The sequence below is a fragment of the Methanobrevibacter sp. genome (assembly GCF_045644645.1).
In the GTDB taxonomy this organism is placed as follows: domain Archaea; phylum Methanobacteriota; class Methanobacteria; order Methanobacteriales; family Methanobacteriaceae; genus Methanocatella.
In genome coordinates, this window is the sequence record NZ_JAZRHE010000072.1 from 1 (window position 1) to 2,679 (window position 2,679).

Annotated in this window: 2 protein-coding genes; both read right to left on the reverse strand. The window is 32.2% G+C overall.

The genetic code is table 11. The features are described 5' to 3' along the window. Positions 1-547, reverse strand: a 547-nt coding sequence (locus tag ACKI4K_RS04205; RefSeq protein WP_407422599.1) for a hypothetical protein, incomplete at its 3' end; no start/stop codon positions are given. A 460-nt stretch (positions 548-1,007) separates the two neighbouring features. Beyond that, on the reverse strand, positions 1,008-2,679 hold a 1,672-nt coding region (locus tag ACKI4K_RS04210), incomplete at its 5' end, for a hypothetical protein (RefSeq protein ID WP_407422601.1).

A 2,679-nucleotide genomic window follows, 5' to 3' on the forward strand; every position in this document is an offset into this window, starting at 1 on the left:
CAAAACGGTGCCCATCAATAGTTGGACCGGGTATACAACTTGGCACACTATTGGCAAAGGTTAAATTGCTGATTGTTACATTATTTCCAGATATTTTAAATATTGCGAAGTTCTGAGAGCCACCAGCATCAATTGCAAATCCATTACCGTTAATAATAATATTATTCTGATTAATTGCAATTATATTATCCTGCAATACTATTCTATTGCCACCCTCAAATTTATAATCTCTTGTAAAATTATAAACATCACCGGAATGCAAATTCTCAATATCCTCCTTCAAATCATCATATGAACCGGGCACACCACCATTTGCTGGTCCATTGTCTTTTATATTATTTTGAATAGGGTCTTTCAAATTTATCTGGCTATTAGCATTTTTATCTACTTCCATAATATTAAAATTATCAATGTTTATTTCATGATTTTGTCCATCTGCAGTAACATTGCCATTGATTTGATTTGAATCGGCTGCAAAAGCACATGATACAGTTATTAAAAGGCATGCACTTATTATTACCAAAACCATTAATTTTTTTAGATTCATCTTAACCATATCCTGATTATTTTAATACTGGTAAAAATTTACTGGAAGATATTTCTCAGAAATCCTGTAAATAATCTTTATCTTCTAAAATAAGTTAATAAATAACTATTTTAGGCAAAAGTAGTTGGAAATATGTAAGAATAATCCTCACAATTATCTGCTATCACATTATATATCAATCGAATAAATGAAATATACTAAACATCAGTATGCATTACTTTTAGAGATATTATATAAATTTCTTGTAATGTAAACTACTTCTTACATTAATATTTAAAACCGATATATATAAATATTTTTGCAAGTAGGTAATTGCATGTATGTCTTTTCTAAAAAAAAGAGGGTGTGGCAAGATGTCACTATTTTTTTAATTTTATTTTTACTTATTTTTTGCTTTATGAAAACTAAATGTGGATTAAAAATAAAAAAAGGGGGTGATAATAATCCCCCATTTAACTAACTATATCCCATCCATACTTACTGATTTTACTGAATTTTCTATTGGATCGGAAAAAGATTCTTCAAAAGCTCCCCAGTCCTCTTGAGAAATTGCATAATTTCCAACATATCCTCCTAATGCACCAGTTATTATTCCTACTGAAACAAAACTTATAGTACAACTCAATCTATTGAAATTAACATCATAACTGGATTCAATAGTTTCAGCAGCAGCAAAAAGACCAAAACAAGCACCAATAGACGCACCTACGGCCATACCAATTACTGGATTACAAGTAAATACAGTAGTAAGAAAACCGGTAGCAAAAGCACCAACACCAACGACTACTCCTATCAAAGTCATATCCGTTACAGATATGCTCTCTGTAAAGTAAACAGGGCCGAAATCGCCTGTGAGGTTCATACCGTTAAACTGTATCAGTCCTCCGTCACCGACACAGACATTATCGCCTTTTCCATATGCATTATTTCCCTTGAATGTGCAGTTGTTAAGTGACAGGAAACCCTGATTAAAGATTGCACCACCGTTTTTGGCGTAATTATTTGTGAAACTACAATTATCACACATCACATTTCCAGTATTTAAAATTGCAGCTCCCCAATCTCTTTCAATTGTATAGTCCATACGATTGTTATCAAATCGAATATTATTGAAATAACAAGTTCCTGCAAGGCATTCAACTGCAGTATTGAAGTTTTTAACAGTCAAATCATAAGCCGCAAAATAGGTATTACTATCGCCGCCCATTTCAACCCATTTTTTTTCATCATGGTCGTCCTTAGCATAACCGTCAATTATTGAACCGTTACCCATTATAAGTATGGAATCAAAACCGGAGATATTTGGTCTCCATGTATCATCGGATTCAGCATTTATTTTATCTGTGAAAATAACTTTAAGATTATTAACAAATTTTCCAGCACCTTTATCTGCATCAAACCAGTAACCCCAGCCTTTAATCGAATGGATATCATTATAATCATAGACATCATGAACAAAACCGATGAGATTTTGTGTGAGGCTAACTTCATAGTTCCCATGAAGTACATAATCAAAAACCTGATTAAAATCAGTTATATTTGAAAAAGAAATTGATTTGAGATAATCAAAACCCAAGTGAGAAATTGTTTGGCTTATTGGATTAAGATGAAATGACTCAATCCAGTCTACAGTAAAGTCCATCATAGCTTTGGAATATTTGTCCATATAAATATAATCATATACATCTTCATATGCAGCAAAATTCAAAATGAATAAACCCGTTTCATTAAAATATTGGGCAAAACAATTTAAATCATTACTAATATTATTTAAACCACCGGCCACTATAGATTTATATATTAAAGGAATAATACCCAAATTATTACTCTTCTCTGCAGTTAGATTACCCCAGACAGGAATCTTATATGAATAGAAAAGATAATCAGCATCAATATTAAATACGGCACCGTCAATGAGGGGAAGTTTATTATTAAAAGTATCATTGACAAACCTGATTTTTTCACGGTTGCGATCGGCATATATTGCTTCACCGGTTAGCTGTGAAGTTGAATTAACAAAAATACACCATGAAACGGTATTGTTCACACCACCAATATATAGTGCACCGCCAACTCCTCTAGCAGTGTTATTGATAAACATGCAATTCTCAATTGTTCCGTTGTTTCCTGTC